Raw genomic sequence first — 22317 nt, forward strand, 5'->3', positions numbered from 1 at the left:
TTCTCCTTACAGCGCGCAGGACACGCAGCCTTCAATTTCGGTACCTTCCAGCGCGAGCTGGCGCAGGCGAATGTAGTACAGCGTTTTGATGCCTCTCTTCCAGGCGTAGATCTGCGCTTTATTGATGTCCCGCGTGGTGGCGGTGTCCGGGAAGAAGAGCGTCAGCGACAGCCCCTGGTCCACATGTCTGGTCGCCTCGGCGTAGGTATCAATGATCTTTTCCGGGCCGATCTCATAGGCGTCCTGGTACAGAGCCAGATTCTCGTTAGTCATAAACGGGGCAGGGTAGTAGACGCGGCCGGTTTTGCCTTCCTTGCGGATTTCAATCTTCGACACGATCGGATGGATGCTCGACGTGGCATGATTTATATAGGAAATGGAGCCGGTTGGCGGAACCGCCTGAAGGTTCTGGTTATAGATGCCGTAGTGCATCACATCCTCACGCAGCTGTTGCCACATCTCACGCGTCGGCAGGGTGATGCCGGCGCGGTCGAAAAGCGCGCGTACTTTTTCGGTTTTCGGCTGCCAGTCGCCTTCCAGATACTGGCTGAAATACTCTCCGCTGGCGTAGCGGGACTGCTCAAAGCCTGCGAACCGCTGGTTGCGTTCGCGCGCCAGCATCATCGAGGTATGCAGCGCATGCCAGGTGATGGTATAGAAATAAAGGTTGGTGAAATCCAGCCCTTCCGGGCTGCCGTAGGCGATACCCTCCCGCGCCAGATAGCCGTGCAGGTTCATCTGCCCAAGACCGATGGCATGCGACGCGGCGTTGCCCGCCTCAATGGACGGTACGCTGCGGATGTGGCTCATGTCCGATACCGCCGTCAGCCCGCGAATGGCGGTCTCTACCGTGCGGCCAAAATCGGGGGAATCCATGGTGTGGGCAATATTCAGCGAACCGAGATTGCAGGAGATATCTTTGCCGATATCCGCGTAGTCGAGGTTCTCGTCGTAACTGGACGCGCTGTTGACTTGCAAAATCTCCGAGCACAGATTGCTCATGTTGATGCGCCCGGCAATCGGGTTGGCGCGGTTCACCGTATCCTCGTACATGATGTACGGGTACCCGGACTCAAACTGAATTTCGGCCAGCGTCTGGAAAAAGTCGCGGGCGTTAATGTATTTCTTACGAATGCGCTCGTCCGTCACCAGTTCGTCATACAGTTCGCTGATGGCCACATCGCCAAAGGCTTTGCCGTAGATACGCTCAACGTCATACGGTGAGAAAAGCGCCATGTCGGCATTTTCTTTGGCCAGCTTAAACGTGATATCCGGGATCACCACGCCGAGCGACAGGGTTTTAATGCGGATCTTTTCGTCGGCGTTTTCACGTTTGGTATCCAGAAAACGCAGAATGTCCGGATGATGCGCGTGCAGATAAACCGCCCCCGCGCCCTGACGTGCGCCAAGCTGGTTGGCGTATGAGAAAGCATCTTCCAGCATCTTCATCACCGGGATGACGCCGGAGGACTGATTTTCGATGCGCTTGATCGGCGCGCCCGCTTCCCGCAGGTTCGAAAGCAGAAATGCCACGCCGCCGCCGCGTTTCGACAGCTGTAGCGCCGAATTCACCGCACGGCCAATCGACTCCATATTGTCTTCAATACGCAGCAGGAAGCAGGAGACCAGCTCGCCGCGCTGGGCTTTGCCGCAGTTAAGGAACGTTGGCGTGGCAGGCTGGAAGCGGCCTGAGAGGATCTCCTCCGTCAGCCTTTCGGCCAGAGCTTCATCGCCCTGCGCCAGCGTCAGGGCTACCATCACCACCCGATCTTCAAAGCTTTCTAAATAGCGTTTGCCGTCGAAGGTTTTCAGGGTGTAGCTGGTGTAATACTTCCACGCGCCGAGAAACGTCTGGAAGCGAAAACCGCTGGCGTGCGCCCGTTCAAACAATGCCACCGCGAAGGCGCGGTCGTAGCGGGTCAGGACGCGCTCTTCGTAATAACCCTCTTTTACCAGCCAGTCGAGACGTTCCTGCTGGCTGCCAAAGACGACGCTGTTCGGGCGTACATGAGCGGCAAAAAAGGCGTCCACCGCCTCACGATCTTTGCCAAACTGAATGCGCCCCTCCCGGTCATAGAGGTTTAGCATGGCGTTTAATGCATGGTAATCCGGCGTCGCCTGAATCACGCGCTCTGCGGTTGTCGTTGCCAAAATTCGTTCACTCCTTTACGCACGTTCTCTACGTCCTGCTGTGTCCCCATCAGTTCAAAACGATAGAGATACGGCACGCCGCATTTTTGAGAGATGACATCCCCGGCGCGGGCAAAGGCCTCGCCGAAGTTGCGATTGCCTGCCGCGATCACGCCGCGAATCAGCTGCCGGTTATGGGGGTCGTTCAGAAAGCGGATCACCTGACGAGGCACAGCCCCCGCGGTGCCGCCACCGCCATAGCTGGGCACTACCAGAATGTAGGGTTCGTCTACCTGAATACGCTCCCGCTCGTTCAGCGGAATGCGAATCGCGGGCAGCCCGAGACGCTCCATAAACCGAAGCGTGTTTTCCGAGCTGCTGGAAAAGTAGACCAGCCTGCTCATGCACTGACGCCATGAGCGGCAAGGCGGTTGATCATGTCCGGACGAAAGCCAGACCAGCTGGTGTCGCCGGCAACCACGACCGGAAGCTGACGGAAACCCTGCGCCCGCAGGGTGTCTGCCGCGTCAGGCACCTGATCTATATTGACCATCTCAAATGCCACGCCGCGACTCTCCATCGCCCGTTTCGTGGCGTGGCACTGAACACAATCGTTACGAGTGTAAATAATAATGCTCATGATTCGTATTTCCATTTAGAATGAGAGAACGGCGCGAGTAAACGCGTCATGTTGTGTCTGTCTTGCTAAAGGGAATACTAGATGTAGTTGAGATAACTTTCAACCACACAAGATATGGGAAATTCAGATTGATAAGGCCCCAATGATGAGCCTGGCGGGGCAGGGCGGACTGCGCGGGTTTTTCAGGCTTTCAGGCAAAGAAAAGCCCCGGCGCCTGAGGTTGCCGGGGCTAAGAACGCGTGCTTACTTACGCAGGCTAAGCAGGGCGCCGACAAAAATCCCGACTGCCGCGACCGTTCCCAGCGTACACAGCGGTTTTTCACGTACGAAGGTGGTGGCGCAGCTGGCCATATCGCAGGCCGCCTGAGTGGTACGTGAGCGGCCATTCATCCTTGCGCGCGTTTCACGCAGCAGAGACTGAGCCTTACGTTTCGCGGCATCTGCTTCATCCTTCGCGTCAGAGCCCCAGGATTTCAATACGGCTTCCAGCGTGTCCGCTAATTGGCTGACATCGTTACGGATATCCTGGGTGTCGTCGTTAATATCGTTTCGGTTCGGTCTGTTAAACATACGATCCTCCATAATTTGTGTTCCCGTTTAGTTTAGTCCAGAAATGTAATATCTGAAGCGAGTCACGGCTTATCGGGCAGTTTATGGAATATTCTGAAAGCCCTGCTAATGCTGAATACTGTAAGGTTGCCCGGCAGGTATGATAATGAGGAAAAGATATGTATTTACGACCCGATGAGGTGGCGCGCGTTCTTGAAAAAGAAGGGTTCACCATGGATGAGGTAACATCAAAAGCGTACGGATATCGCCGTGGTGAGAATTATGTTTACGTCAACCGTGAAGCAAGAATGGGGCGTACTGCTCTCATTATTCACCCGACACTCAAAGACAGAAGCCTGTCATTTGCTGAGCCCGCCTCGGATATTAAAACCTGCGATCATTATCAGCAATTTCCGCTCTATTTAGGCGGCGAGACGCATGAACATTATGGTATTCCGCACGGTTTCAGCTCGCGTATGGCGCTGGAGCGTTTCCTGAAAGGGCTGTTTGGCGACGTACAATAAATCAGCGACTGGCATGAGCCAGTCGCCTTATCTTACGCTTTTGCCTGGCTATAAGGGCTGACTTTAAACAGGCGGCGGCAGTAGTCAAGGAAGTAACCGTACACCGCACCCATCAGCATAGATACCACGATATTTGAACTTACCGCGGCGGCGATTTGATGCCAGTCTGCGCCCACCGTCAGCAAAATAACCACATACACCGGGGACTGGAACGTCACGTAAGCCAGCACGTCCGCCAGGTTTTTTACCCAACCTGCCGGGCTAATACGCCGGGCGAAACGCATCACCGCATCGCGATACATTCCGTACGGCCAGGCAATCATGATATTCACCGGAATGGCCACCAGGCGCGATGAGAGGGACTGCTCAAAGGTCATTCCGGACAGGAAAATTTCAATCAGCATGTTTACGACGGAACAGTAAACGACCATCGCGAACGTATCCGCTACCGCATGGCGCAGGCGAGACTGCGGTGAGAACATGTCTGAACTCCTCGAACAGGACAAAAAAGTGGCGTTTTTACCTGCGGCGTTTAGTGCTTTAGGTTGGTTTGTTTTGAGTGTATAGCGTATCCCTCTGGCTTTTAACTAACAAGTAGTGATTAATTTTTATTTATGGGCGCTTTGTCCATAAAATTCTCTAAAGTCGGCTGTTTTTTGTGCGAGTCGTTATTTTCTTTCCCATTCACCGTTTTATTAAACGAAATCAGACTATTAGCTTATCTGAGCAAGCGTATAACGTTTGTTATTCGGAGGATGCCGGGCGGTTTTTTGAACGGCTTTAAACAGGGATTTTTGACCAGGTGCAGGACGGAATATTACGCATTAAAACTGACAGGTAATTCGGGGTTATATTAACGGGATATTCTAAAACATTTACAATAATGTCAAAACGACAGAGTGGGTAGATATCAGAACAAAAATCAATTATTCTGTTGCCTGATTTATGTTATACACACGAAGAAAGGTTTCTCATTATTATGGCTTTAACGTTACAGAATCTTAATAATATCCGTACCCTCCGGGCGCTGGCGCGTGAATTATCCATGGATGTTCTGGAAGAAGTGCTGGAAAAAGTTCGGATTGTCACAGAAGAAAAACGCAGCGAGCAGGCTGAATTAGAGCGCCAGCGCGCTGAACAGCAGGATAAAATTAATGCTCTGCTGGAACTGATGAAGGCAGACGGTATTTCCCCGAGCGATCTGTTAGGCGGAGAACTGGCTCATGCGGGCCAGCCGGCTAAAAAACGTAAAGCGCGTGCGGCGAAATATCGTTTCATCGACGCGAACGGTGAAGAGAAAACGTGGACCGGTCAGGGACGTACGCCAAAGCCAATTGCGAACGCACTGGCAAACGGTAAATCGCTGGACGATTTCCTGATCTGATGATTATTCGGGCGGTGTATTCCGCCCGATTATTGACTTAGCAGACGCCAAAGTCACCTTCTTCGGAGTACAGAAATACGTCCGCCGCTTTCAGGTGATATTTCTCGCCCTGCTCATTGCTGGCCTGCACGGCCACAATGTTTTCACCATTCACTTCGAGCACTTTCAGTTTCGGACCGCCCTGACGCGGTTGGACATAATCACCGACAGAAAACATAGCACCTCCTCATCATTGTCACGATCTTCACCATAGCCCACGTCCGGGGCGGGGTACAGCCTAATCTTTCAGATACCCCTTATCAGGTACGTCGGTTCCACGGCATCACTTTCAGCAATCAGCGCGTTTGCCTGCTGCGGCGAAATAAGAGGAAGAGACATTGCGTTTCCTTACGGTCAATTTCAGAACAGTAGAGCATTTAAGGCGGGGGTTTAAGCCAGTGTAAAGAGGGTAAAGGCAGGTAAAAGCGCGAGAGACGAATGGCAGTTAACCGTAAACTGGCTACGCTTAGAGAAGTGTCTTTTATAATTTTCAATTGGTTAGCTTGCACGGAGTTTTTTATGGGTTTTTGGCGCGTTGTTTTTACGATTATTCTCCCGCCGCTGGGCGTGCTGCTTGGCAAGGGGCTGGGCTGGGCGTTTATTCTGAATATCCTTCTGACCATCCTGGGCTACTTCCCCGGTCTTATCCACGCGTTTTGGGTTCAGACGAAGAGCTAGGTACGCCACAGTAAGTCACTGTAGATCCGGGTCAGCACGCCTTCGGGGCCAAATTGCTGTTTTATCCAGCGCGTGACCTGACCGGTCGCCGCATGCTGCGTGGCGAGCAGCATGCGCGAGTCCTGGCGCGGATTATTGATTCGCCGCTTTACCAGCAGCCCGTCCTCCACCGCCTCACGCGTCATATACTCCGGTAAAAATCCAATACCCTCCCCCAGGATCTGACACTGACATTTGGTGTTAAAGTCCGGCACCAGAATCGCCTCCTGACCGTGAAGCAGCCAGCCGACCTTCTTGTTGATGGTATGCGCGGTGTCCTCGACCATGATATTGGGATACAGACGCAGCTGACTTTCGGAAATGGGCTCCGGGGCGAACGCCAGCGGATGCGTGGGCGCGATGGCAAATACCCAGCGGATCGCGCCTATCTCGGTGTAATCGATGCCCCCGCCATCCAGCAGCGTATCCGGCGCGCCAATGGCGATGTTGGCCTGATTATTAATGATGGAATCCCAGACGCCGTTATATACCTCGGTCGTCACCGTGATTTGGCAGGTAGGAAACTGTTTTTTCAGCACCTGGAGCAAACGCGCGGTATGGCGTGGCGTATACAAAAGCTGATTAATGCAGATGCGCACCCGCGTCTCAATGCCCTGCGAAATGGTATCAATCCCGCGCTTGATGGCATGAAAGTCATTCAGCAGGTCGGTCGCTTTACGATAAAAATAAAAACCGGATTCGGTCAGCTCAATGCTGCGCGTGTTGCGTACAAACAGCACCACGTCCAGCCCGGTCTCCATACGTTTGATGGTGTAACTGATGGCGGAAGTGGTCACGCCCAGCTCGGCAGCCGCTTTGCTAAAACTGCCAAAGCGTGCCGCGGTGGTGAAGGCCAGCAAATTCTCTTCGGTAAAGATGGAATTCATATTATGGCTCCTGGTTATCATCAGTTTTGAACATATTTTAACACCGGCGTTACATCATAGTTGATGTCGGTCACAGTTCTGGATTTTTACGTAGAGCCGCGCTGTGTAAGGCTTTTTCCTTCATAAGGATAATGCAGCCCGAGGCGCGTAAAAGCGGTAAACCATAAGAAAAAGGTTGCACAGACGCACGTTTTTGCCGGACTGTTGAATTTAACTCAACAATGAATTGCGTGTCGATGAATCATTTTTAAGCGGATTCTTTTATGACCAGGCTGTTGCTATTCTCAGGTCATCAGAAGTGAAACATAGGGAGTCTGAATATGTCTGCAACTGCACTGGTTACAGAATTTTTGCTGGCGGCAGAAGAGGGTAATATCGACGCGCTAAAAGCCTGCCTGGAAAAAGGCGTGGATATTAACGCGACCAACCGCCAGAAAAGAACCGCCATTATTATTGCCAGCCTGAAAAAGCATTACGCCTGTGTGGAATTTTTAATTTCCGCCGGGGCGGATATTGATAAACAGGACCAGACCTGTTTTAACCCCTTCCTGATCGGCTGCCTGACCAATGATTTAACCCTGCTGCGCATTGTCCTTCCGGCGGATCCGGATCTCGACCGTCTGACGCGCTTTGGCGGCGTGGGCATTACCCCTGCCAGTGAAAAAGGGCACGTTGAAATCGTGCGCGAGCTGCTGGAAAAAACCGACATTAACGTCAACCACACCAATTTTGTCGGCTGGACGCCGCTGCTGGAGGCCATCGTGTTAAACGACGGCGGCGCAAAGCAGCAGGAAATTGTGAAGCTGCTGCTGGATCACGGCGCGAATCCGCACATGACTGATAAATACGGCAAAACCCCGCTCGAACTGGCGCGGGAAAAAGGCTTCAACGCGATCGCAGACCTGCTGCTGGCGGCAGGCGCATAGCGCATTCGGTCAGCCTTCCCCTGGCTGGCCGTGAATCAAAAAACGCATTGTTACCGACGTGCATTTAGCACGACGGCGGCCCCCTTTTATCTTAAACAGGTGAAAATAATGCCAACCAAAATCGTCATAAAAAAGAATACGTATTTCGATTCGGTTTCCTTAATGTCGGTTTCCACCAAAGCCAATAAATTGCCGGGCATCGAGCAGGCGTTTGTGGCGATGGCGACGGAAATGAACAAAGGGGTATTAAAAAATCTCGGGCTATTAACGCCGGAATTAGCGGACGCGAAAAACGGCGACCTGATGATCGTTATTAAAGGCGACGCGGCGAATGAGGAAACCCTTGCCGCCATTGAAGCGTTATTTACGCGTAAAGAGAGCGCTGGCTCCCATGAAGCACGCTACGCGACGATTGCCAGCGCCAAAACCCATCGTCCGGACAGCAACCTTGCGGTGATATCCGTCAACGGCACCTTCGCCGCCCGCGAAGCGCGCCAGGCGCTGGAAAACGATCTCAACGTGATGCTGTTCTCCGATAACGTATCGCTCGACGACGAGCTGGCGCTGAAGCAGCTGGCGCATGACAAAGGATTGCTAATGATGGGGCCGGACTGCGGCACCGCCATTATCAACGGCGCGGGGCTGTGCTTTGCCAACGCGGTACGTCGCGGGCCGATTGGCATCGTTGGCGCCTCCGGCACCGGTAGCCAGGAGTTGAGCGTGCGCATTCACGAGTTCGGCGGCGGCGTGTCGCAGCTGATCGGCACCGGCGGGCGCGATCTCAGCGAGAAGATTGGCGGCCTGATGATGCTCGACGCCATCGACATGCTGGAGGCGGACGGCGCGACCCGGGTGATAGCGCTCATCTCCAAACCGCCTGCACCCGCGGTGGCAGAGAAGGTGCTGGCCCGGGCACGCGCCTGCCGCAAACCTGTGGTTGTGTGCTTCCTGGGCCGCAACGAACCGCCAGCCGATGAAGACGGCTTGCAGTTTGCTCGTGGCACCAAAGAGGCGGCCCTGAAAGCGGTGCTGCTTACCGGCATTAAAAAAGACTCCCTGGATTTACATCCGCTCAACTGGCCGCTGATCGAAGAGGTGCGCGCCCGCCTGACGCCGCGGCAGAAGTACATTCGCGGCCTGTTCTGCGGCGGCACCCTGTGCGACGAAGCGATGTTTGCCGCGCTGGAGAAGTTTGACGATGTTTACAGCAACATCCAGCCGGATCCGGCCAGGCGTCTGAAGGACATCAGCGTCAGCCAGGCCCACACCTTCCTTGATTTCGGTGACGACGATTTCACCAACGGCAAACCACACCCGATGATCGACCCGACCAACCGCATCAGCCGCCTGCTACAGGAGGCGCGCGATCCGCAGGTGGGCGTCATCGTGATGGACTTCGTGCTTGGCTTTGGCGCACACGAGGATCCGGTGGGGGTGATGATCGAGGCGATCAAAGAGGCACAGGCAATCGCGAAAGCCGACAACCGTCCGCTGGAAATTCTCGGCTACGTGCTCGGCACCGATCAGGATCCGCAGTCGCTGGCCCAGCAGTGCCAGCTGCTGACCGACGCAGGCGTCATCTGGGCCAGCAGCAGCACCAATACCGGATTACTGGCTCGCGAATTTGTCTGCAAAGGGGAGAAAGCATAATGACGACCTTATTCAACCAGCCGCTGAACGTGATTAACGTCGGGATTGCGATGTTCAGCGACGACCTCAAAAAACAGCACGTTCCCGTGACCCAGCTCGACTGGACGCCGCCGGGGCAGGGCAATATGCAGGTGGTGGACGCGCTGGACCGGCTGGCGGAAAAACCGCTGGCGGAGAAAATTGCCGCCGCGAACAACATTGCCCTTGAGCGCATTATTCAGTCCCATCCGGTGCTGGTGGGCTATGACCAGGCCATCAACGTGGTGCCGGGCATGACCCGCACCACCATTCTGCATGCCGGTCCGCCTGTTACCTGGGAAAACATGTGCGGGGCGATGAAGGGCGCGGTTACCGGCGCGCTGGTGTTTGAAGGGCTGGCGACGGATCTGGAGGACGCCGCAAGGCTGGCGGCTTCAGGGAAGATCACCTTCTCGCCGTGCCACGAGCACGACTGTGTGGGCTCTATGGCGGGCGTCACCTCCGCGTCGATGTTTATGCACATCGTTGAGAACAAAACCTACGGCAACCGCGCCTTCACCAACCTCAGCGAGCAGATGGCGAAGATCCTGCGCATGGGGGCCAACGATCAGAGCGTGATCGACCGCCTGAACTGGATGCGCGACGTGCTCGGCCCAATGCTGCGCGACGCGATGAAGATTATCGGCGAAATCGACCTGCGCCTGATGCTGGCCCAGGCGCTGCACATGGGCGACGAGTGCCACAACCGCAACAACGCGGGCACCACGCTGCTTATCCAGGCGCTGACGCCGGGGCTGATCCAGGCGGGCTATCCGGTGATGCAGCAGCGTGAAGTGTTCGAGTTTGTCGCCAGCAGCGACTACTTCTCCGGTCCGACGTGGATGGCAATGTGTAAGGCCGCGCTGGATGCCGCCCACGGCATTGAGTACAGCACCGTCGTCACCACCATGGCGCGCAACGGCTACGAGTTCGGCCTGCGCGTCTCCGGCCTGCCGGGGCAGTGGTTCACCGGCCCGGCGCAGCAGGTGATCGGCCCGATGTTCGCGGGCTATAAGCCGGAAGACTCCGGGCTGGATATCGGCGACAGCGCCATCACCGAAACCTACGGCATCGGCGGCTTTGCGATGGCGACGGCACCGGCAATCGTGGCGCTGGTGGGCGGCACGGTGGAGGAAGCCATCGATTTCTCCCGCCAGATGCGCGAAATCACTCTCGGCGAAAACCCGAACGTCACCATTCCGCTGCTGTCGTTTATGGGCATCCCGTCCGCCATCGACATCACGAAGGTCGCGGGCAGCGGCATTCTGCCGGTCATTAATACCGCCATTGCCCATAAGGACGCCGGTATCGGCATGATTGGGGCGGGCATCGTTCACCCGCCGTTTAGCTGTTTTGAAAAGGCGCTGTTAACCTTCCGCGATCGCTACGTTCTATAAGGTATGCATCCATGAAAAACATGAAACTGGAGTGGAAAAGAGGTGACTGGGCAGCTTATTTCGGGTTGATGACCAACAACCTGACCAATTTGCTGACCATGATGGGGTTGCTCATTTTTGTCGTCGGCATCCCGAAGGAGATTGTTTATGGACGCATCGCGCCAGCCTTCGGGCTGGCGGTGCTGGTGGCGAGTCTTTGCTATACGTGGTTTGGCCTGCAAATGGCGCGCGCCACCGGACGAACGGACGTCACCGCGCTGCCGTCCGGCCCGAGCGCGCCGTCGATTTTTACCGTGACCTTCCTGGTCTTAATGCCGGTTTACCAGCAAACCGGCGATGCGGATTTCGCGATTCAGATTGGCCTGGTGTGGTGCTTTGTGGAAGCGATGATCCTCGCGGGCGGTTCCTTCCTGGGGGAAACCATCCGCAAGATGATCCCGCGTACCGTGCTGCTGTCGTGCCTGTCCGGTCTTGGCCTGCTCCTGCTGGCGATGAACCCGATGTTGCAGGCGTTCGAAGCGCCGACCGTGTCGTTTATCGTCCTGCTGCTGATCTTCATTAACTGGTTCGGTAAAAAGCCGATTTTCGCCCGCATCCCGACCGGCCTGCTGTTGTTGATTGCCGGTACTCTGCTTGCGTGGATCTCCGGCCTGCAAAGCCCGGATGCCATTAAAGCGTCCATGTCATCCTTCGGCTTTAACCCGCCGGAAGTGCATGTGGACAGCTTTATGCAGGGGTTGCCGCATGCGCTGCCGTATCTGGCGTCCGCCGTACCGCTGGGGCTGGCGAACTACATCTTTGACCTGGAGAACATCGAAAGCGCCCATGCGGCGGGGGATGAATACCCGACCCGCAAGGTAATGCTGGCGAACGGTCTGGCCTCCATGCTCGGCTGCCTGATGGGCAATCCGTTCCCGGTCACGGTCTACGTCGGCCATCCTGGCTGGAAAGCGATGGGCGCCAGCATCGGCTACACCCTGGCGTCCGGCGTGACCATGTTCATCGTGCCGCTGTTCGGGCTGGGGGCCTTTATGCTCGCCATCATCCCGATGACCGCCATCGTGCCGATTCTGGTGTTTATCGGCGTCGTCACCGCCAACCAGGTGGTGAGGGAAACCCCGAAAGTGGAGGTGCCCGTCATCTTCATCTGCCTGTTCCCGTGGATCGCCAACTGGGCGCTGACCATGATGAACAGCGTGATGAGCGCGGCGGGGACCAGCGCGGCCAAAATTGGCACCGACGTGCTGCACAGCAAGGGGATCTACTACGAAGGCCTGATGCATCTCGGCAACGGCGCGCCGCTCGCCAGCATGCTCTGGGGCTGTATCGCCATCTTCGCCATCATCAACAAACCGCTGCGCGGGGCCGTCGCCGCCGCAGGAGGCGCGCTGCTGGCGCTGTTTGGCGTGATCCACGCCCCGGTGGTGGGCTTTGCCGAGGGCAGTTCCCTGATGTTCGTCACGGCCTACCTGATGATGGGCGGGATGTTTGTGGTGAAGCATGTTCTCGATATCTCTGTTAATCCCCCTCTCCCAGTGGGAGAGGGCCAGGGTGAGGGTGCCAGAACGCACCTTCTAAAGGAAACAAAATGAAAGAGCTTATGGTCGTTGCCATCGGCGGCAACAGCATTATCAAAGACAACGCCAGCCAGTCGATTGAGCATCAGGCGCAGGCGGTCAAAGCGGTGGCTGAGTCGGTGCTCGAAATGCTGGCCTCGGACTATGACATCGTGCTCACCCACGGCAATGGCCCGCAGGTGGGGCTGGATCTGCGCCGCGCCGAGATCGCCCACGAGCGGGAAGGGCTGCCGCTGACCCCGCTGGCAAACTGCGTGGCGGATACCCAGGGCGGCATCGGCTACCTGATCCAGCAGGCGCTCAACAACCGCCTGGCGGCGCGCGGGGAACAAAAAGCGGTCACGGTCGTCACGCAGGTGGAGGTGGATAAAAATGATCCTGGCTTTATGCACCCGACGAAACCCATCGGCGCGTTCTTCAGCGAGGCGCAGCGCGACGAACTGCAACTTGCGCACCTGGACTGGCATTTTGTCGAGGATTCAGGCCGGGGCTATCGCCGCGTGGTAGCTTCACCGCAGCCGCGGCGCATTGTCGAGGCGGATGCCATCAAGGCGCTGACGCAGAAAGGATTTGTGGTGATCGGCGCAGGCGGCGGAGGCATTCCTGTGGTGCGCAGTGACCAGGGCGATTATCAGAGCGTGGACGCGGTGATAGATAAAGATCTCTCCACCGCGCTGCTGGCGCGCGAGATCGGCGCCGACGTGCTGGTGATCACCACCGGCGTGGAGAAAGTGTGCGTGAACTTCGGCAAGCCGAACCAGCAGGCGCTGGATACCGTCAACGTGGCGCAGATGACGCGCTACAGGGATGAAGGCCACTTCCCGGCGGGCAGCATGTTGCCAAAAATCGTCGCTTCGCTGGAATTTTTACGCCATGGCGGCAGGCGCGTGATCATCACCTCGCCGGACTGCCTGCCCGCAGCGCTGCGCGGTGAAACGGGTACCCACATTGTTAACGAAGGAAGATAAGATGAGTGAGAATAAAAGCCGCCGCGAGTTTATTAGCCAGAGCGGTAAAATGGTTACCGCCTGCGCGCTTTTTGGCGCCACGGGTTCCGTCGCGTATGCTGCCGATTCTGCTAAGGCAACCTGCGAGACGGGTAAACCGATGAACATCACCGCAAAACATTACTATCTCGACAACGTGCTGCTGGAAGCCGGGTTTAACTTCGACGGCAGCGTGGTGACAAGTACCCGCACCGAGCTGAAAACGCTTGAGATAAAAGACGGGAAAATCGTCGCCCTGCGCGATAACAACAGCCACGCCGATGCGGCCCTGCCGCACTTCGATGCGGGCAAAAAGCTGATGCTCCCGGCGATGCGCGACATGCACATCCATCTGGACAAAACCTTCTATGGCGGCCCGTGGCGCTCCCTGAACCGTCCGGCGGGTACCACTATTCAGGACATGATCCGCCTGGAGCAGAAGCTGCTGCCGGAATTACAGCCTTACACGCAAGAACGCGCCGAAAAGCTGATCGACCTGATCCAGTCCAAAGGGTCCACCATCGCCCGCAGCCACTGCAACATAGAGCCGGTTTCCGGCCTGAAAAACCTGGAAAATTTGCAGGCGGTACTGGCGCGCCGTAAGCCAGGTTTTGACTGTGAAATCGTTGCCTTCCCGCAGCACGGTCTGCTGCTCTCCAACTCTGAAAAGCTGATGCGCGAGGCGATGCAGGCCGGAGCGCACTACGTGGGCGGGCTGGACCCAACCAGTGTCGACGGCGCGATGGAGAAATCCCTCGACACCATGTTCCAGATTGCGCTGGATTATGACAAAGGGGTGGATATCCATCTGCACGAAACCAGCCCGGCGGGCGTGGCGGCGGTGAACTACATGGTAGAAACCGTGGAGAAAACGCCGGAGCTGAAGGGGAAGCTGACCATCAGCCACGCCTTCGCGCTGGCGACGCTTAACGAACAGCAGGTGGATGAGATCGCCACCCGCATGGCGGCGCAGCAGGTGACCATCGCCTCGACCGTGCCGATTGGCACCCTGCACATGCCGCTGAAGCAGCTGCGTGATAAAGGCGTGTTTGTCATGACCGGTACCGACAGCGTGATTGACCACTGGTCCCCGTACGGTCTGGGGGACATGCTGGAGAAAGCCAATCTTTACGCCCAGCTCTATATTCGCCCGAACGAACAGACGCTTTCGCGGGCGCTGGGCATCGCCACCGGCGACGTGCTGCCGCTGAACGACAAAGGTGAGCGCGTGTGGCCTAAAGCGCAGGACGACGCCAGCTTCGTGCTGGTGGATGCCTCCTGTTCCGCCGAGGCGGTGGCGCGCATTTCTCCGCGCACCGCGACGTTCCACAAGGGGAATCTGGTCTGGGGCACGGTCGCCTGACGCCACGTTGGGGTATCGCTACAGGTGATACCCCGACAATCGCAACTCACGGTCAATCCACTCGACGAACTGCTGGATCTTCCACGCGCGTTCGTTCATGTGCGGCATCACCAGATGGTGCGCGTTGATGGCGATACCCATTTCATCAGGCAGCACCTGCACCAGCGAGCCATCCTTCAGGTGATCGGTAGCCATCATTTTGCTCTCCAGAATAAACCCAAGCCCCATGCGCGCCGCTTCAAAGCTCATGTAGGAGCGGTCGAAGCTGAGGCTGAAATTAAGCCAGGGCCTGTCGATATTGTGCCAGGCGAACCATTTCTCCCAGTTCACCAGAGTGCTGGTGGACGAGATAAGCGATTGTTGCAGCAGATCGGCGGGCGTGCTGATGGGATGCTCTTCTGCATAGTCCGGCGAGGCCAATACCACCAGCGTGTCGTTTTTAATGGTCATCACCCGGTAGGCGTCCCAGTCCGGAATACCGTGACGGATATCAATGTCGATATTATCTCTGGCGAACTGTAGGTTCTCATAGGAGCAGGTGAGATTGATGGTGATATCAGGATATTCGGCGCGGAATCTGCCCAGACGGCGCAACAGCCAGGACAGCCCGAAGGTGGGGGAAGAGTGCACGCGAAGCACAGCATTGTCTTTTTCTTTCACGATTTGATCGGTGGCGCGCCCGATGGCGCTCATCGCCGCCGAGACCTCCCGCAGATATTTTTCTCCCGTCGGGGTGAGTTGAACCCCTTTGCCGCTGCGGATAAATAATTTCTTGCCCAGCCACGATTCCAGCGACGCGATTTGGTGGCTTACCGCCGAAGGCGTGACGTTGAGCTGTTCCGCCGCCTGATGGATGCTCAGGGCGTTAGCAACGGCGATAAACGCCTGCAAATTTCTGAGCGAGGGCAGCGATAACGTCTGGCGATCCTGCGCGGACATGGCCTACTCCTTACACGATAATTGATAAAAAACATAACATTGAGACTGCGAGCGGGCAATTTTATCCCGATGTTATTTTTTTGAGCTGTATCGCGAATCAAATTTATCTCAGCAATAAATGAGCTTTATTGAATGGCGTTTCATGGGTGAGCCGATATATTGACGTTGAACGCAATAATAAAACGACTCACGGTGTTCGAATAATGAGGTAAGTTATGTCTCGTATAGAACAAGCTGTCCCCTACATAAAGACTAAAAAAACCAATTACCGTTTCGTTGTGCTGGCATTAATTTTTATTGTTTATGCCATTAACTATGCTGACCGAACAAATATTGGTGCAGTACTGCCGTTTATCATTGACGAATTTCATATCAATAATTTCGAAGCCGGTGCCATCGCCAGCATGTTTTTTTTGGGATACGCCCTGAGCCAAATTCCTGCGGGCTTTTTTATTGCCAAAAAGGGAATTCGCGGCATGGTGGCACTGTCGATATTCGGCTTCTCTGCCTTTACCTGGCTGATGGGCACCGCAACCTCGGTTCTGGGCCTGAAGTGTATCCGCCTGGGGCTGGGGTTAACAGAGGGGCCGTGCCCGGTCGGGCTGGCCTCCACCATCAATAACTGGTTTCCGCCAAAGGAGAAGGCCACTGCCACGGGCGTCTACATCGCCGCCACCATGTTCGCGCCCATCCTCGTGCCGCCGCTGGCAGTGTGGATCGCCATGACCTGGGGCTGGCGCTGGGTCTTCTTCTCCTTTGCGATCCCCGGTCTGGTCATTGCCGTCCTGTGGTATCTGCTGGTACGCACCAGGCCGTCCGAGAGCGCATTCGTCTCGAAAGCGGAGCTGGAGACCATTACCGCCGGTCAGGAGACCCCGGACGCCAGACGGGAAAATATCGTGATTTCACCAGGCTTTGCACGCCTCGATCGGCTGATCCGCGTGCGGGAATTAGCCCCGGTAAGCACGGTGAAAGGGCTGTTTACCTCGAAGAATATTCTCGGCGACTGCCTGGCCTATTTTATGATGGTCAGCGTGCTGTACGGACTGTTGACGTGGATCCCGCTCTATCTGGTGAAAGAGAAAGGCTTTACGTTTATGAGCATGGGGCTGGTCGCCAGCATGCCGTGCATCGGTGGATTTATCGGTGCGATTTTTGGCGGCTACGTCTCCGACAAACTGCTCGGCCGCCGACGTAAACCGACCATGATGTTTACCGCCATCAGCACCGTTTTAATGATGGTTATTATGCTGAATATTCCGCAAAGCACCGTCGCGGTTTGCGTCGGGTTATTTTTTGTCGGCCTCTGTCTGAATATCGGCTGGCCCGCTTTTACGGCTTATGGAATGGCTGTTGCGGACAGTAAAACCTATCCGATTGCCGCGTCCATTATCAATAGCGGCGGTAATCTCGGCGGATTTGTTTCCCCGATGCTGGCAGGTTATCTGCTGGATAAAACAGGTAGTTTTAATTCCGTGTTTATTTATTTCGGTATTTGCGCAGCCATTGGCTTAATTATGATTATGCTGCTGGAAGAACCGAAATAAAACATTAAATCTCTCTTGTCCGAATGGAGTAAATGTATGCTACTGAAAAATAAAGTCGCCGTTATTACCGGCGCGGCTTCCGTACGCGGTTTGGGTTTCGCTACGGCGAAATTATATGCTGAACAGGGTGCGAAAGTGGTGATTATCGATTTAAACGCTGAAGCCAGCCGGGCTGCCGCCGCGAGCCTGGGCGACGAACATCTGGGCCTTGCGGCGAACGTCAGCAATGAATTACAGGTTAATGCCGCCATTGAGCAGGTGCTGGGGAAATACGGGCGCATCGATATTCTGGTGAATAACGCCGGCATAACTCAGCCGATCAAGCTGATGGATATCAAACGCGAAAATTACGATGCGGTGCTTGACGTCAGCCTGCGCGGCACGCTGCTAATGTCCCAGGCGGTTATTCCCACTATGCGCGCGCAAAAGTCGGGCAGCATCGTCTGCATTTCATCGGTATCGGCCCAGCGCGGCGGCGGCATCTTTGGCGGCCCACACTACAGCGCTGCAAAAGCGGGTGTGCTGGGGCTGGCAAAAGCCATGGCGCGTGAGCTGGGGCCCGACAATGTGCGCGTAAACTGCATCACGCCGGGTCTTATCCAGACGGACATTACCGCAGGCAAGCTGAGCGATGAGATGAAAACGTCCATTCTGGCGGGCATTCCGCTTAACCGCCTCGGAGACGCGCAGGATATTGCCCGCGCCGCGCTGTTCCTCGGCAGCGACCTCTCTTCTTACTCCACCGGTATCACGCTCGACGTGAACGGTGGGATGCTGATCCATTAAGGAGATACGACGATGACGGATACCACAGTTCAACAGGTTGCCGCCGCGGCCTGGCGCATTCGCCGCTACGCGCTGCGCATGGGCGAAGTGCAGGGGCAGGGCTACATCGGGCAGGCGCTGGGCTATGCCGATGTGCTGGCCACCGCGTTTGCCCACGGGATGAACCTTAAGCCGGGCGAGCCGGAGTGGGAGGGGCGTGACCGTTTTTTGCTCTCTCACGGCCACTACGCCATTGCCTGTTACGCCGCCCTGATTGAAGCGGGGATCGTTCCTGAAGAGGAGCTGGAGACCTACGGCGCGGACGACAGCCGCCTGCCGATGTCCGGCATGGCAACCTACACGCCGGGCATGGAGATCTCCGGCGGTTCGCTGGGGCAGGGCTTAAGCATTGGCGTTGGCATGGCGCTGGGGCTGAAGCGCAAGCAGAGCGCGGCATGGGTCGTTAACTCCATGTCGGACGGCGAGCTGGACGAAGGGTCAACCTGGGAAGCTGCGATGTCGGCGGCACATCACGGCCTGTCGAACCTGATCGTGCTGGTGGACATTAACCGCCAGCAGGCGGATGGCAACTCGCACGCGATCCTCGGCTTTGAGCCGCTGGAAGATAAATGGACCTCCTTCGGCTGGTACGTGCAGCGCGTCAACGGCAACGATGTCCCTTCACTGGTAACGGCGTTTGATAACGCCAAACGCTACCCGGAAAACCAGCCGCGCGTCATTTTGTGCGACACGCTGATGGGCAAGGGCGTGCCGTTCCTCGAAAAGCGTGACAAGAACCATTTTATTCGCGTGGATGCTGACGAGTGGCAAAAGGCACTCGCTGTGCTGGATGCCAACAAACCTGAAGGAGTGCTGTAATGAGCCAGACCACGGAGAAAAAACCGCGTTTAACCACGTCGGCGATGATTGCCTCTATCGCGGAAGAGGGCCAGGAGACGCGAGCCGCACCGTTCGGCCAAGCGCTGGTGAAGCTGGCGGAACAGCGACCGGAGGTCGTAGGCATGACTGCGGATCTGTCGAAGTACACCGATCTGCATATTTTCGCTCAGGCCTACCCGGAACGCTTCTTTCAGATGGGCATGGCCGAGCAGTTGTTAATGGGGGCCGCGGGCGGCATGGCGAAAGAGGGTTTTATTCCTTTCGCCACCACCTATGCCGTCTTCGCCACCCGCCGCGCCTACGATTTTATCCATCAGGTGATTGCTGAAGAGCACCTGAACGTGAAGATCTGCGCGGCGCTGCCGGGGCTAACCACCGGTTACGGGCCGAGCCACCAGGCGACGGAAGATATTGCGATTATGCGCGGTATTCCGGGCATGACGATTATCGATCCCTGTGACGCAATCGACACCGAACAGGCGGTGCCGGCGATGGCAGCGCACGATGGCCCTGTCTATATGCGCCTGCTGCGCGGCAAGGTGCCGGTGGTGCTGGACCAGTACAACTACCAGTTTAAGATTGGCAAAGCTGCGCTGCTGGAAGAGGGGAACGATGTCCTGATCGTCGCCTCAGGCCTGATGACCATGCGTGCGCTGGAGGCGGCGAAGCAGCTGCGTAAGGATAACGTCAGCGTGGCGGTGCTGCACTCGCCCACCATTAAGCCGCTGGACGAAGAGACGATCCTGGCGCAGGCTGCGAAGCCGGGACGGCTGGTCATCGTGGCGGAAAACCACAGCAACGTAGGCGGGTTGTGCGAAGCCGTCGCGTCGCTGTTGATGCGCAACCGCGTGAACGTGGATTTCGATACCGTCGCGCTGCCGGACGCGTTCCTTGATGCGGGCGCGTTGCCCACCCTCCATGACCGCTACGGGATCTCAACCACAGCCATGGTGGAGAAAATCCGGCGCAGGCTGTGATTTATAAGACGGATACGTTGTCAACGGGCGAGGGGTGCTTTACCCTCGCCACTGTTGCGATAAAGGAGTCCGTTATGGCACAAAACATCTACGACAATCCGGCGTTTTTTGAAGGCTACGCCCAGCTTCCGCGCTCCGTGCAGGGGCTGGACGGCGCGCCGGAGTGGCCTGCGCTTAAGGCGATGCTGCCGGATTTAACTGGCACATCGGTTATCGATCTTGGGTGCGGCTACGGCTGGTTCTGCCGCGTGGCGCGCGAGCTGGGCGCTTGTGACGTCACGGGCGTCGATATCTCTGAAAAGATGCTCGCCCGCGCGGCAGAACTGACGGATGACACGCAGATCCACTATCAGCGTAGCGATCTGGAATCTCTTCAGCTTCGCGAAAACAGTCTCGATCTGGTCTACAGCTCGCTGGCGCTGCACTATCTGCCGAAACTGGATGCGTTATTCGCCAGGGTGCAGCGTGCGCTTAAACCCGGCGGCAGCCTGGTTTTCTCGATGGAGCACCCGATTTATACCTGCGCCACCCGTCAGGGCTGGCTCACCGACGACAACGGTGAGCGGTTCTGGGGCGTGAACCATTATCAGGACGAAGGCAAGCGCGTCAGCAACTGGCTGGCAGAGGGGGTAATCAAATACCACCGCACGCTGGGTACCACGCTTAACGCGCTGATCAAGGCCGGATTGACGATAAGTGAAGTCAATGAGTGGGGACCAACGCAGGCGCAGGTTGACGCCTGGCCCGCGCTGGCCGAAGAGGCGGAACGCCCGATGCTGGTGCTGATCGCCGCCCGTAAGGCTTAATAGCCGACTTTATATACCCGCCCGCTCTGTACCCCTTCCACGCTGCGGCGGTAGGCCTGCGCAACGGTCGCAGCGGGAACGCTTTCAAAGCCCGGGAAGAAGCCATCATATGCTTCGACGGATTCCGTCAGCACCGTCGGGCTGATCAGGTTAATGCGGATCCCGCGCGGCAGTTCACAGGCCGCGGCGCGCACAAACCCTTCCAGCGCCGCGTTTACGGTGGTGGCATTGACGCCCTGAGCAATCGGTTCGTGCGCCACAATCCCGCTTATCAGCGTGATCGAGCCGCCTTCGTTCAGGAAGTGCTGGCCGGTCAGCGCCAGACGAACCTGCCCCAGTAGCTTATCCTGCAAGCCCCGGTTGAACTCGCTGTCGGTCATGGTTGCGAGCGGGCCGAAGTGTACCCCACCGCTGGCGGAGACAATCGCATCCACCGGGCCGATCTTTTCGAACAGCGCCTGTACGCTCGCCTGCGAGGTGATATCCACCTGATGCTCGCCCTGCGTGCGACCCACGCGGATCGTCTCGTGGCGTTGGCTTAACTCTTCTGTGACTGCACGACCGACCGTACCGCTGGCACCAATAATGACGATTTTCATAGCAGACTCCTTATGTTGTGAGCCTTCATTCTTTAATAAATAAAAACTCAGATAAACTGGGCTAACGTTAGAAGATTACTAACCAGAGGTTTGGAATATGGATAAGCTTCGCGGGATGGAGACGTTCATCGCGGTGGTGGAAAGCGGCAGCTTCACCGGCGCGGCGGCCCGGCTGGAGATGTCGGCGGTGATGGTCGGGAAGTATATTGCGCTGCTGGAATCGCAGCTCGGCACGCGGCTACTGGAACGCAACACCCGTCGCCAGAGCCTGACCGACGCCGGACGCGTTTATTTCGAAGAGGCCAGGCGCGTGCTGGAGCAGGTCTCGATTGCTGAAAACGCAGTTGAACGTCTGCGAGCCACGCCCGCCGGCACCCTGCGCGTGACGGCACCCACCTCGTTTGGCGGCTGTGTTATCGCGCCTCTGACGGCCACGTTTTTACAGCGCTACCCGCAAGTGCGCATCGAACTGGATCTCACCAACCGAATGGTGGATCTGGTGGAGGAAGGGGTCGATCTGGCCATTCGCATCGGGGAGATCCGAAATGAGGATCTGGTGGCGAAATACCTGTGTCCCTACAACATGACGATCTGCGCCGCGCCGGAATATCTGGCGCGTCACGGTACGCCGCAAACGCCAGCCGATCTGGTGGAACACCTGTGTCTGTCGCACACGGTATGGACGGCGCGTAACGAGTGGCGGCTGCCCGGTGTGGAAGGCGAGGTGCGCTGGAAGCGTGATGCCGTCTTACGATGCAATGACGGCTACGGCTTACGCATGGCGGCGCGAGCCGGGGCAGGACTATTGCTGCAACCGGAAGTGCTGGTGGCTGAAGAGCTGGCAAGCGGCAGGCTGGTTCGGGTTCTGGAAGCGTTTACGCCCGCGCCGAGGCCGGTGCATTTATTGTGGCGCCAGGATTTGCGTCCGCTGCCTAAGCTAACGGAATTTATTGCCCATATTCTGCTAAGATTGGGCACAATATAAAAAAAGAAGGTA

24 protein-coding genes are annotated in these 22317 nt (G+C 56.7%); 15 read left to right on the top strand and 9 right to left on the bottom strand.

What is annotated here, in order from left to right; all coding sequences use genetic code 11:
• Window positions 1-6: 6 nt before the first annotated feature.
• The 4 genes from nrdE to ACOTZP_RS04250 form a co-directional block, all read right to left on the bottom strand.
• A complete protein-coding gene (gene nrdE, locus ACOTZP_RS04235; protein WP_045308451.1) occupies window positions 7-2151 on the bottom strand; it encodes a class 1b ribonucleoside-diphosphate reductase subunit alpha in 2145 nt (714 codons plus the stop codon).
• The gene (nrdI, locus tag ACOTZP_RS04240; RefSeq protein ID WP_022649128.1) at window positions 2124-2534 is read right to left on the bottom strand and encodes a class Ib ribonucleoside-diphosphate reductase assembly flavoprotein NrdI; all 411 of its coding nucleotides are present in this window, start codon (window positions 2532-2534) and stop codon (window positions 2124-2126) included. Before nrdI ends, nrdE begins: the two co-directional genes overlap by 28 nt.
• Window positions 2531-2770, bottom strand: a complete 240-nt coding sequence (gene nrdH / locus ACOTZP_RS04245) for a glutaredoxin-like protein NrdH (RefSeq protein ID WP_271075443.1) — start codon at window positions 2768-2770, stop codon at window positions 2531-2533. The genes nrdI and nrdH overlap by 4 nt, the downstream gene beginning before the upstream one ends.
• 243 nt (window positions 2771-3013) lie before the next feature.
• Complete coding sequence (locus tag ACOTZP_RS04250) at window positions 3014-3340, bottom strand: DUF883 domain-containing protein (protein WP_017382769.1); 327 nt, start codon at window positions 3338-3340, stop codon at window positions 3014-3016.
• 158 nt (window positions 3341-3498) lie between these two features.
• Between ACOTZP_RS04250 and ACOTZP_RS04255 the strand changes: the two genes are divergently transcribed.
• On the top strand, window positions 3499-3843 hold the full coding sequence (locus ACOTZP_RS04255; RefSeq protein ID WP_006811693.1) for a DUF2002 family protein: 345 nt from the start codon (window positions 3499-3501) through the stop codon (window positions 3841-3843).
• Window positions 3844-3875: 32 nt separating this feature from the next.
• Here the strand turns inward: ACOTZP_RS04255 and alaE are convergent, their stop codons facing one another.
• Window positions 3876-4325, bottom strand: coding sequence for an L-alanine exporter AlaE (gene alaE, locus ACOTZP_RS04260; RefSeq protein ID WP_022649127.1), 450 nt, complete (start codon window positions 4323-4325; stop codon window positions 3876-3878).
• A 497-nt stretch (window positions 4326-4822) separates the two neighbouring features.
• Between alaE and stpA the strand changes: the two genes are divergently transcribed.
• Window positions 4823-5227, top strand: coding sequence for a DNA-binding protein StpA (stpA, locus tag ACOTZP_RS04265; protein WP_022649126.1), 405 nt, complete (start codon window positions 4823-4825; stop codon window positions 5225-5227).
• A 37-nt stretch (window positions 5228-5264) separates the two neighbouring features.
• Here the strand turns inward: stpA and ACOTZP_RS04270 are convergent, their stop codons facing one another.
• Window positions 5265-5444: a hypothetical protein gene (locus tag ACOTZP_RS04270; protein WP_271075444.1), complete on the bottom strand. Its 180-nt coding sequence runs from the start codon at window positions 5442-5444 to the stop codon at window positions 5265-5267.
• Between the two features lie 341 nt (window positions 5445-5785).
• Between ACOTZP_RS04270 and ACOTZP_RS04275 the strand changes: the two genes are divergently transcribed.
• Window positions 5786-5944 (top strand): YqaE/Pmp3 family membrane protein, encoded by a 159-nt coding sequence (locus tag ACOTZP_RS04275; protein ID WP_003862203.1) that lies wholly within the window; start codon window positions 5786-5788, stop codon window positions 5942-5944.
• On the opposite strand, the gene ACOTZP_RS04280 is transcribed toward ACOTZP_RS04275, so the two are convergent.
• Window positions 5941-6870, bottom strand: coding sequence for a LysR substrate-binding domain-containing protein (locus tag ACOTZP_RS04280; protein WP_271075445.1), 930 nt, complete (start codon window positions 6868-6870; stop codon window positions 5941-5943). The genes ACOTZP_RS04275 and ACOTZP_RS04280 overlap by 4 nt on opposite strands.
• 320 nt (window positions 6871-7190) lie before the next feature.
• Here ACOTZP_RS04280 and ACOTZP_RS04285 point away from each other — a divergent pair, with 320 nt between their 5' ends.
• From ACOTZP_RS04285 to ACOTZP_RS04310, 6 genes are all read left to right on the top strand, one after another.
• Window positions 7191-7796, top strand: a complete 606-nt coding sequence (locus ACOTZP_RS04285; RefSeq protein ID WP_032625916.1) for an ankyrin repeat domain-containing protein — start codon at window positions 7191-7193, stop codon at window positions 7794-7796.
• Between the two features lie 108 nt (window positions 7797-7904).
• On the top strand, window positions 7905-9446 hold the full coding sequence (gene fdrA, locus ACOTZP_RS04290) for an acyl-CoA synthetase FdrA (protein ID WP_271075446.1): 1542 nt from the start codon (window positions 7905-7907) through the stop codon (window positions 9444-9446).
• Entirely contained in the window at window positions 9446-10861 is a 1416-nt protein-coding gene (locus ACOTZP_RS04295) for a DUF1116 domain-containing protein (RefSeq protein ID WP_271075447.1), read from the top strand. The genes fdrA and ACOTZP_RS04295 overlap by 1 nt, the downstream gene beginning before the upstream one ends.
• A gap of 11 nt (window positions 10862-10872) precedes the next feature.
• Window positions 10873-12453: a hypothetical protein gene (locus tag ACOTZP_RS04300; RefSeq protein WP_022649120.1), complete on the top strand. Its 1581-nt coding sequence runs from the start codon at window positions 10873-10875 to the stop codon at window positions 12451-12453.
• Complete coding sequence (locus ACOTZP_RS04305) at window positions 12450-13406, top strand: carbamate kinase family protein (protein ID WP_063146925.1); 957 nt, start codon at window positions 12450-12452, stop codon at window positions 13404-13406. Before ACOTZP_RS04300 ends, ACOTZP_RS04305 begins: the two co-directional genes overlap by 4 nt.
• Before the next feature lies 1 nt (window position 13407).
• Window positions 13408-14787, top strand: coding sequence for an amidohydrolase family protein (locus tag ACOTZP_RS04310; RefSeq protein ID WP_063146926.1), 1380 nt, complete (start codon window positions 13408-13410; stop codon window positions 14785-14787).
• A gap of 18 nt (window positions 14788-14805) precedes the next feature.
• Here the strand turns inward: ACOTZP_RS04310 and ACOTZP_RS04315 are convergent, their stop codons facing one another.
• Complete coding sequence (locus ACOTZP_RS04315) at window positions 14806-15726, bottom strand: LysR substrate-binding domain-containing protein (RefSeq protein WP_023323646.1); 921 nt, start codon at window positions 15724-15726, stop codon at window positions 14806-14808.
• Between the two features lie 215 nt (window positions 15727-15941).
• On the opposite strand from ACOTZP_RS04315, the gene ACOTZP_RS04320 reads away from it, so the two are divergent.
• The 5 genes from ACOTZP_RS04320 (at window position 15942) to ACOTZP_RS04340 (ending at window position 20721) form a co-directional block, all read left to right on the top strand.
• Complete coding sequence (locus ACOTZP_RS04320; protein WP_023323645.1) at window positions 15942-17273, top strand: MFS transporter; 1332 nt, start codon at window positions 15942-15944, stop codon at window positions 17271-17273.
• A 36-nt stretch (window positions 17274-17309) separates the two neighbouring features.
• Window positions 17310-18059 carry an SDR family NAD(P)-dependent oxidoreductase gene (locus tag ACOTZP_RS04325; protein WP_003862216.1) on the top strand — a complete coding sequence of 250 codons (750 nt, stop codon included), beginning with the start codon at window positions 17310-17312 and terminating at the stop codon, window positions 18057-18059.
• Between the two features lie 12 nt (window positions 18060-18071).
• Entirely contained in the window at window positions 18072-18917 is an 846-nt protein-coding gene (locus tag ACOTZP_RS04330) for a transketolase (RefSeq protein WP_022651707.1), read from the top strand.
• Entirely contained in the window at window positions 18917-19915 is a 999-nt protein-coding gene (locus ACOTZP_RS04335; protein WP_063146927.1) for a transketolase family protein, read from the top strand. The genes ACOTZP_RS04330 and ACOTZP_RS04335 overlap by 1 nt, the downstream gene beginning before the upstream one ends.
• Window positions 19916-19989: 74 nt before the next feature.
• The gene (locus ACOTZP_RS04340) at window positions 19990-20721 is read left to right on the top strand and encodes a class I SAM-dependent methyltransferase (protein WP_126315111.1); all 732 of its coding nucleotides are present in this window, start codon (window positions 19990-19992) and stop codon (window positions 20719-20721) included.
• Here ACOTZP_RS04340 and ACOTZP_RS04345 read toward each other — a convergent pair.
• Window positions 20718-21320 carry a short chain dehydrogenase gene (locus ACOTZP_RS04345; RefSeq protein WP_032625906.1) on the bottom strand — a complete coding sequence of 201 codons (603 nt, stop codon included), beginning with the start codon at window positions 21318-21320 and terminating at the stop codon, window positions 20718-20720. The genes ACOTZP_RS04340 and ACOTZP_RS04345 overlap by 4 nt on opposite strands.
• 97 nt (window positions 21321-21417) lie before the next feature.
• On the opposite strand from ACOTZP_RS04345, the gene ACOTZP_RS04350 reads away from it, so the two are divergent.
• Window positions 21418-22305, top strand: a complete 888-nt coding sequence (locus tag ACOTZP_RS04350; RefSeq protein WP_271075448.1) for a LysR substrate-binding domain-containing protein — start codon at window positions 21418-21420, stop codon at window positions 22303-22305.
• Window positions 22306-22317: the final 12 nt, after the last annotated feature.

The organism is Enterobacter cloacae complex sp. SYL001, from assembly GCF_049237025.1.
GTDB lineage: Bacteria > Pseudomonadota > Gammaproteobacteria > Enterobacterales > Enterobacteriaceae > Enterobacter > Enterobacter intestinihominis.

What these genes read in the sequence shown, in the direction of transcription:
- ACOTZP_RS04320 (WP_023323645.1), top strand. Translation starts at nt 15,942, where the DNA reads ATGTCTCGTATAGAACAAGCTGTCCCCTACATAAAGACTAAAAAAACC.
- ACOTZP_RS04275 (WP_003862203.1), top strand. Translation starts at nt 5,786, where the DNA reads ATGGGTTTTTGGCGCGTTGTTTTTACGATTATTCTCCCGCCGCTGGGC.
- ACOTZP_RS04285 (WP_032625916.1), top strand. Translation starts at nt 7,191, where the DNA reads ATGTCTGCAACTGCACTGGTTACAGAATTTTTGCTGGCGGCAGAAGAG.
- ACOTZP_RS04250 (WP_017382769.1), bottom strand. Translation starts at nt 3,340, where the DNA reads ATGTTTAACAGACCGAACCGAAACGATATTAACGACGACACCCAGGAT.
- nrdI (WP_022649128.1), bottom strand. Translation starts at nt 2,534, where the DNA reads ATGAGCAGGCTGGTCTACTTTTCCAGCAGCTCGGAAAACACGCTTCGG.
- ACOTZP_RS04300 (WP_022649120.1), top strand. Translation starts at nt 10,873, where the DNA reads ATGAAAAACATGAAACTGGAGTGGAAAAGAGGTGACTGGGCAGCTTAT.
- alaE (WP_022649127.1), bottom strand. Translation starts at nt 4,325, where the DNA reads ATGTTCTCACCGCAGTCTCGCCTGCGCCATGCGGTAGCGGATACGTTC.
- ACOTZP_RS04345 (WP_032625906.1), bottom strand. Translation starts at nt 21,320, where the DNA reads ATGAAAATCGTCATTATTGGTGCCAGCGGTACGGTCGGTCGTGCAGTC.
- ACOTZP_RS04310 (WP_063146926.1), top strand. Translation starts at nt 13,408, where the DNA reads ATGAGTGAGAATAAAAGCCGCCGCGAGTTTATTAGCCAGAGCGGTAAA.
- ACOTZP_RS04330 (WP_022651707.1), top strand. Translation starts at nt 18,072, where the DNA reads ATGACGGATACCACAGTTCAACAGGTTGCCGCCGCGGCCTGGCGCATT.
- ACOTZP_RS04325 (WP_003862216.1), top strand. Translation starts at nt 17,310, where the DNA reads ATGCTACTGAAAAATAAAGTCGCCGTTATTACCGGCGCGGCTTCCGTA.
- ACOTZP_RS04340 (WP_126315111.1), top strand. Translation starts at nt 19,990, where the DNA reads ATGGCACAAAACATCTACGACAATCCGGCGTTTTTTGAAGGCTACGCC.
- ACOTZP_RS04335 (WP_063146927.1), top strand. Translation starts at nt 18,917, where the DNA reads ATGAGCCAGACCACGGAGAAAAAACCGCGTTTAACCACGTCGGCGATG.
- ACOTZP_RS04295 (WP_271075447.1), top strand. Translation starts at nt 9,446, where the DNA reads ATGACGACCTTATTCAACCAGCCGCTGAACGTGATTAACGTCGGGATT.
- stpA (WP_022649126.1), top strand. Translation starts at nt 4,823, where the DNA reads ATGGCTTTAACGTTACAGAATCTTAATAATATCCGTACCCTCCGGGCG.
- fdrA (WP_271075446.1), top strand. Translation starts at nt 7,905, where the DNA reads ATGCCAACCAAAATCGTCATAAAAAAGAATACGTATTTCGATTCGGTT.
- ACOTZP_RS04270 (WP_271075444.1), bottom strand. Translation starts at nt 5,444, where the DNA reads ATGTTTTCTGTCGGTGATTATGTCCAACCGCGTCAGGGCGGTCCGAAA.
- ACOTZP_RS04315 (WP_023323646.1), bottom strand. Translation starts at nt 15,726, where the DNA reads ATGTCCGCGCAGGATCGCCAGACGTTATCGCTGCCCTCGCTCAGAAAT.
- ACOTZP_RS04350 (WP_271075448.1), top strand. Translation starts at nt 21,418, where the DNA reads ATGGATAAGCTTCGCGGGATGGAGACGTTCATCGCGGTGGTGGAAAGC.
- ACOTZP_RS04305 (WP_063146925.1), top strand. Translation starts at nt 12,450, where the DNA reads ATGAAAGAGCTTATGGTCGTTGCCATCGGCGGCAACAGCATTATCAAA.
- nrdH (WP_271075443.1), bottom strand. Translation starts at nt 2,770, where the DNA reads ATGAGCATTATTATTTACACTCGTAACGATTGTGTTCAGTGCCACGCC.
- ACOTZP_RS04255 (WP_006811693.1), top strand. Translation starts at nt 3,499, where the DNA reads ATGTATTTACGACCCGATGAGGTGGCGCGCGTTCTTGAAAAAGAAGGG.
- ACOTZP_RS04280 (WP_271075445.1), bottom strand. Translation starts at nt 6,870, where the DNA reads ATGAATTCCATCTTTACCGAAGAGAATTTGCTGGCCTTCACCACCGCG.